We start from the raw sequence: 6,330 nt of genomic DNA on the forward strand, positions 1-6,330 counted from the left end.
CCATCGGGGACTTCATCGTCCCCACCATCGCCGCGGCCGCGACCGCGGCGGGGCGGCCCGCGCCGAGGATCATCGCCGCGGTTCCGGTGGTGGTGTCCGACGACCTCGACGCCGCCAGAGATCTTGCGGTGGAGGAACTGAAGTTCTACGAGACCATCCCGTCGTACGCGAAGGTGATCGCGCGCGAGGGCGCCGACCGGGCCGCCGACATCGCGGCGGTCGGTCCGGCCGAGGCCGTGCGCAAGCAGTTGCAGCGGTACCGCGACGCGGGGGCCACCGACCTGGTCCTCAGCCAACTGCGATCGGACCCCGCTGACCCGGAACGTCTTTGGGAGGTTGCCGCCTCGATTTGACGTCGGTCGGCCCACATCGGCTCGGCGGCCGTGTTTGGATGACACGGTGGCCGATCCGAGCAACGTCGAAGAACAGCCACCTGCGATCACCGCGCGGGCGATCACCATGGCCGGGCCGTGGGGGCCCGTCTACGGTCCGGTCGACCTGGAGATCCCGCGCGGCGGCGTCACGGTTCTCCTCGGACCCGCAGGTTCCGGACGCACCGCGCTGTTGATGACGCTCGCGGGGCGGATGAAACCGCTGCGCGGTTCGCTCGACGTGCTGGGGTGCACGCGCGCGCCCGCGATCTTCGGACAGTGCGCGCTGGCCGGGATCGAGGACGTCGACGGCGTGTATGAGTCGGTCACCGTCCGAGACGTGCTCACCGAGCAATTGCGGTGGGACGCCGCGTGGTACCGGCTGGTCCGGCGAGCAGGCGGCGATGATCTGGTCCGGATCTGCGGTGCCGTGTTCGGCCCGCGTCCGCTGCCGGAGTTGGGCACCTACGTCGACCAACTCACCGAACTCGACGCCATGCTGTTGAGGGTCGCGCTCGCCAACACCGCCTCGCCGCCGGTGTTGGTGGTCGGCAGCCTCGATCAGGTGGACGACGACGGTGACCGGGCGGAGTTGGTGCGCAGGCTCGTCGCGCTCGGTGAGCAACAGACCATCGTCACCGCATCGGCCAACCCCGTCGCCGACGGTCTTGGCGTGCGAGCGCAGTTCCCGGTCGCCAACCTCAGCCTCGCCGAGACCTCAACCCGCGATCAGAAGGGTATGGACTGACCATGCTTGCCGGAATGTCGCTGGGCACCGACCTCAAACGCTATTCCCGCGGCACCATGCCCCGGGTCGCGCTAGTCACGATCATCCTGCTGCCGTTGCTGTACGGGGCGATGTACCTCTGGGCGTTCTGGAATCCGTTCGCCGCCGTCGACAAGGTCCCCGTCGCGCTGGTGAACGAGGACGGCGGCGCGATCGCTCAGGGCCAGGAACTGCGGGCAGGCGATGAGGTGGCTGGCGCCCTGCTGAAGTCCGGTCAGCTCGATCTGCACCCGCAATCCGCGGAGAGCGCCGCGAAAGGCGTTGCGGACGGGACGTATTACTTCTCCATCACCCTGCCCCACGACTTCAGCGAGGCCATCGCGTCCACGGCGACGGATACACCGCACCAGGCGCAGATCCAGTTCGACTTCAACGACGCGAACAACTACCTGGCGTCGATCATCGGGCAGAACGCGTCGCGGGAGATTCTCAATCAGGTGAGCTCCCGGGTCGGCGAGCAGGTGGTCGGCAAGGTGCTGATCGGGCTCACGGACGCAGGCGCGGGCATCAAGAAGGCGGCCGACGGGGCCGATCAGCTCTCGGCCGGGCTGACGACCGCCGACGATGGCGCCCACCAACTGGCGGGCGGCACCCACACCCTGGCCGATGGCCTGGTGGCGGCGCACACCGGATCGGCCGCGCTCGCAGCGGGCGCGCACCAGCTGTCGACAGGCATCGGCGAGGCCACCGGGCCGCTCATCAACGTCCTGGACAGAGTCCAGGGACTGAACCTGAATCCGGATGACGTCGCCGCCGTTGCGACCAGGCTGAGCGGCGGGATCAAGACAGCCACCGACCGGATCGCAGCACTGAACGTGGACCAGCAACTGGCGTCGGACATCGTGGACAGGGTGGTCGGCGGGCTGCAGACCAACCCCGACCCGTCGGTGCGCGAGCTCGGCGAGGCGCTCGGCGGAGCCCAACGACTGCTGAACGCCCAGGGCATCGATCCGACGACCGACGCCGGGCTCAACCGGCTCCGCGACAGCGCGCAGCAACTCGAGACGGAGTTCGGGGATCCGAACAGCCCGATGCGGAAGTTCATCACACAGGCGTTGAACGGTGAGCTGAAGTCTGACGTGGTCAAGCTGCGCGACGGTGCAGCCCAACTCGACAGTGGCGCTGGGAAGCTCAACGTCGGGTTGGTCAAGCTGGCCGACGGTGGTCGCCAGCTGGCCACCGGCGCCGACAAACTCGCGGCAGGCACCGAGAAGCTGAGCGACGGTTCGCGACAACTGTCCGACGGACTCGACAAGGGCGCCGCGCAGGTCCCGTCGTGGAATGACCAGCAGCGCAACGCCGTTGCTCGAAACGTCGCGAGCCCCGTCGGCGTCCAGCAGAACTACGCCAACCAGGCGTCGACATTCGGTACGGGATTCGCGCCGTTCTTCCTGCCGCTCGCGCTCTTCATCGGCACGCTGATCATCTGGATGCTGCTGACCCCTCTGCAGGCCAGGCCGATCGTCGGTGGGCTCGGCGCGCTGCGGGTGGTGCTTGCGTCCTACTGGCCCGCGTTGACCGTCGCGGCCTGTCAGGTGCTGGTGATGTACGTCGTCGTGCACTTCGGGGTGGGTCTGCACGCCAAGTACGTGTTCGGCACCGTCGCGTTCCTGCTCCTGGTGGCTGCGACCTTCCTGGCCATGATCCAGGCGTTCAACGCGATCTTCGGGGTCGCGGTCGGCCGGGTCGTGACGTTGGCGTTCCTGATGTTCCAGCTGGTGTCCTCCGGTGGCATCTATCCGGTGGAGACCACCGCGAAACCGTTCCAGATCATCCATCCGTTCGACCCGATGACGTACGCCGTCAACGGTTTACGCGAGCTGACGGTCGGCGGCATCGAATCGAGGCTGTGGGTGGCGATAGCCGTCCTGTGCGGCGTCCTGGCGGCGTCGCTGGCGGCGAGTTCGTGGGCCGCCAGACGCAATCGGCAATACACCATGGAACGGCTGCACCCGCCGATCGAAGTGTGATTATCTCCTGAGCACCTGAAGCCGCTTGATGGCCTCTTCCATGGTGTCGTCACGCTTGCAGAATGCGAAGCGCACCAGGTGATTCCAGTCGCCGATGTGCGCGGAATCGGGATCGCAGAACGCTGACATCGGAATCGCCGCGACGCCTGCCCGCTCTGGCAGATCGGCACAGAACGTCGTGCTGTCGGCGTAACCGAGTGGGCGGGGGTCGGCGCACAGGAAGTAGGTGCCGAAGCTGTCCAGCACGTCGAAGCCGATGTCGGTGAGCGCACCCGACAGGCGATTCCGCTTGGCCTGGAACGAGTCCCGCAGCGCGGTCGCCCACGCGTCCTCGTCGTCGAGCGCCTCGGCGACGGCGGGCTGGAACGGCGCGCCGCCCACGTAGGTCAGATACTGCTTCGCCGCGCGAACCCCCGCGATGAGATCGGCTGGGCCGCACGCCCAGCCGATCTTCCACCCCGTGACGTTGAACATCTTCGCTGCGCTGGAGATGGTGATGGTCCGCTCGGCCATCCCCGGATAGCTCGCGAGCGGAAGATGCCGGTGCCCGTCGAACACGAGCTGTTCATACACCTCGTCGGTGATCACCAGCAGCTCGTGTTCCACGGCGAGTCGGGCGATGGCCGAGAGTTCCGCGTCCGTGGCGACCATGCCCGTCGGATTGTGTGGCGAGTTCACGATCAGCGCGCGGGTGCGGGGCGTGACGGCGGCGCGCAGTGCGTCGACGTCGATGGCGAAGCCCCGTCCGTCGGGGACGAGCGGCACCGCAACGCGGTGGCAACCCGCCATCGCGATGACGGGGGAGTAGGAGTCGTAGAACGGCTCGATCAAAAGGATTTCGGACCCCGGCTCCACCAGGCCGATGACCGATGCCGCGATGGCCTCGGTGGCGCCAGCGGTGACCAACACCTCGGTGTCGGGGTCGTAGTCGACGCCGTAGTGGCGCTTGCGCTGAGCCGCGATGGCCTGACGCAGCGGGGCGATACCGGGACCGGGTGGGTACTGGTTGACGCCGGCCGCGATGGCATTCTCCGCCGTCTTGAGCATCGCGGGCGGGCCGTCCTCGTCGGGAAAGCCCTGCCCGAGGTTCACCGCGCCGATGCGGGCCGCCAGCGCCGACATCTCGGCGAACACCGTGGTGGCATACGGCCGGAGCCGGGCGACCGGAGCCGGTCGGCGGGCGACATCGGAGTCCGTCATGGCAGTCGAGCCTAATGACTCGGCGGGAATGAACGTCGGGCCGTAGGCGCTGACTGCGGCGTGACCTTCAAATTCGACGACGACGCCACCCTGTTGAAGCCGGTTCGGATCGGTGACACGCTGGCGAGGAACCGGATGTTCATGGCGCCGCTGACCAGGTCGCGCGCCCATGCCGACGGCACGCCGTCCGATCTCGCGGCGCAGTACTACGCGCAGCGCGCCGGGGCGGGCATCATCATCACCGAGGCGACCGCGGTGTCGCAGGCGGCCAACGGCGCGTACGTGAACACGCCGGGTGTCTACACCGACCGTCATCAGGACAGGTGGGCCGAGATCGCCGAGGCGGTGCACGACGCCGGTGGCGCGATGTTCATGCAGCTGTGGCACGTGGGCCGGATGGCACATCCGGACATCAGCGGGACCGAATCGGTCGCCCCGTCCGCGGTGGCTGCCGAGATGCTCGCGCACACGCCTTCTGGCAAGAAGCCGCTGCCGGTGCCACGGGCGCTGGAAACCGACGAGCTGCCGGGGATCGTCGAACAGTTCCGGGTCGCCGCCAGACGCGCGGTGGACGCCGGAATGGACGGGGTCGAGATCCACGCCGCCAACGGATACCTGCTGCACCAGTTCCAGTCCGACGTTCTCAACCAGCGCTCGGACGCCTACGGCGGCTCGCCCGTCAACCGCGCCAGGCTCACGGCCGAGGTCGTGGAGGCGGTCGTCGCCGAGATCGGCGCGGGCCGAGTGGCGTTGCGCATCTCCCCGGGCAACGGCGCGGGGGACGTGCGCGAGGTGGACACCGTCGGCGTGTATGAATCGCTTCTCGACCGGATCGCGCCGCTGCGGATCGCCTATCTCCACGTTCTGATCGACCCCACCGTGGCCGCGTTCGGCGCCATCAGGGCGATCTGGTCCGGCGCCTTCGTCCTCAACACCGGCCGCGAAGTGGACACCGATTTCTGCCAGCTGGAGAGTTTCGCCGACTGGGGTGCGATCAGCGCGGCCGCCGTAGGCCGCGCCTTCCTCGCCAATCCCGATCTGATCGATCGGCTGATTCTCGGAGCCGAACTCAACGAGCCGGACGTCGCGACGTTCTATGCGCCGGGCCCTGTCGGCTACGTGGACTACCCGACGCTGATGGCGGTGGACGAGTCGCGCTCGGCCTGAACCGCGGGCATCCCCGATCAGCCGAACGACAGCAGCATTACCACCAGGATGATCGCCAGGCAGATCGTGGCCGCGCCGATCAGTCGGACCGCCGTCTGCGGGCTGCTTCCCATGCGGCGGGCCCGCGCGCGTCCGACCCCGAACGTCGCCACCGCGATCAGTAGCGACGCGAGCACGATCACCATCCGGCCCTCGGCCAGTGGCCCTTCGTGCCGCAAGAGCGCGACCGCACCGACGGCAAGGAAGCCGATGGCGGTTCGTTCCCAAGCCAATTGAGTGCGTTCAGCCTGCAGTCCGGGCCGACCGGTTGGCTCGGTCACTGGCCAGGGGGTGGGGCGACGAAGAGCAGCACCAGCAAGGCGATCGTCATGGCCAGCAGGGCGGCGCCGAAGAACACCGGCAACCTGCTGGACGGGAGGTCGGCGTTGCGTCGCATCGCGGTCTGGACCTGTTGCCAGCGTCGCACCGCCAGCGCGGCGAGCAGACCGCCGGAGAGCACGAGCAGCGCGCTGAGTGCGTGCCGCACACCGGTGATCCCGAACCTCGGCACCAGTTGGACCAGTGCGACGCCGCCCGCGATGAGCGCGAGAGCGGTGCGGATCCAGGCGAGGAAGGTGCGCTCGTTGGCGAGGGTGAAGCGGTAGTCGGGTTCGTGTTCGACGGGTTCCATCAACATCGTCCGTCGTCCAGGAGCGCGATCTGTGTCGGCGTGTGGGTTCCCGATTGTGTATTCACGGTTCCACTGTGGGCCAGTCGTCCGCGCAGCGCCAGTGCGCGTGCCGCGGTCCCTACCAACAGGTTGATTGAGGCCCCTGTTAGGCTGGTCGATCAGAGG

At 68.1% G+C, this 6,330-nt stretch carries 7 protein-coding genes; 4 read left to right on the forward strand and 3 right to left on the reverse strand.

Annotation, left to right across the window (positions count from 1 at the left end; genetic code table 11):
• The 3 genes from ACRDUX_RS09490 to ACRDUX_RS09500 form a co-directional block, all read left to right on the forward strand.
• Positions 1–353, forward strand: a 353-nt coding sequence (locus ACRDUX_RS09490) for an LLM class oxidoreductase (RefSeq protein ID WP_526413244.1), incomplete at its 5' end; no start/stop codon positions are given.
• Between the two features lie 106 nt (positions 354–459).
• Positions 460–1,119, forward strand: coding sequence for an ATP-binding cassette domain-containing protein (locus ACRDUX_RS09495; protein ID WP_526413256.1), 660 nt, complete (start codon positions 460–462; stop codon positions 1,117–1,119).
• 2 nt (positions 1,120–1,121) lie between these two features.
• Complete coding sequence (locus ACRDUX_RS09500; protein WP_526413246.1) at positions 1,122–3,128, forward strand: YhgE/Pip family protein; 2,007 nt, start codon at positions 1,122–1,124, stop codon at positions 3,126–3,128.
• On the opposite strand, the gene ACRDUX_RS09505 is transcribed toward ACRDUX_RS09500, so the two are convergent.
• On the reverse strand, positions 3,129–4,328 hold the full coding sequence (locus ACRDUX_RS09505; protein ID WP_526413248.1) for a pyridoxal phosphate-dependent aminotransferase: 1,200 nt from the start codon (positions 4,326–4,328) through the stop codon (positions 3,129–3,131).
• 60 nt (positions 4,329–4,388) lie between these two features.
• On the opposite strand from ACRDUX_RS09505, the gene ACRDUX_RS09510 reads away from it, so the two are divergent.
• A complete protein-coding gene (locus ACRDUX_RS09510) occupies positions 4,389–5,495 on the forward strand; it encodes an alkene reductase (protein WP_526413250.1) in 1,107 nt (368 codons plus the stop codon).
• A gap of 17 nt (positions 5,496–5,512) precedes the next feature.
• Here the strand turns inward: ACRDUX_RS09510 and ACRDUX_RS09515 are convergent, their stop codons facing one another.
• Together ACRDUX_RS09515 and ACRDUX_RS09520 are read right to left on the reverse strand one after the other, a co-directional pair.
• Positions 5,513–5,815 (reverse strand): DUF202 domain-containing protein, encoded by a 303-nt coding sequence (locus ACRDUX_RS09515; RefSeq protein ID WP_526413252.1) that lies wholly within the window; start codon positions 5,813–5,815, stop codon positions 5,513–5,515.
• Positions 5,812–6,171, reverse strand: a complete 360-nt coding sequence (locus tag ACRDUX_RS09520) for a DUF202 domain-containing protein (RefSeq protein WP_526413254.1) — start codon at positions 6,169–6,171, stop codon at positions 5,812–5,814. Before ACRDUX_RS09520 ends, ACRDUX_RS09515 begins: the two co-directional genes overlap by 4 nt.
• Positions 6,172–6,330: the final 159 nt, after the last annotated feature.

Origin of the sequence: Mycobacterium sp. (assembly GCF_050701675.1) — a bacterium.
In the GTDB taxonomy this organism is placed as follows: domain Bacteria; phylum Actinomycetota; class Actinomycetes; order Mycobacteriales; family Mycobacteriaceae; genus Mycobacterium.

Excerpts from the sequence above, each read along its gene's own strand:
- ACRDUX_RS09505 (WP_526413248.1), bottom strand. The coding sequence starts at position 4,328 with ATGACGGACTCCGATGTCGCCCGCCGACCGGCTCCGGTCGCCCGGCTC.
- ACRDUX_RS09495 (WP_526413256.1), top strand. The coding sequence starts at position 460 with ATGGCCGGGCCGTGGGGGCCCGTCTACGGTCCGGTCGACCTGGAGATC.
- ACRDUX_RS09520 (WP_526413254.1), bottom strand. The coding sequence starts at position 6,171 with ATGTTGATGGAACCCGTCGAACACGAACCCGACTACCGCTTCACCCTC.
- ACRDUX_RS09500 (WP_526413246.1), top strand. The coding sequence starts at position 1,122 with ATGCTTGCCGGAATGTCGCTGGGCACCGACCTCAAACGCTATTCCCGC.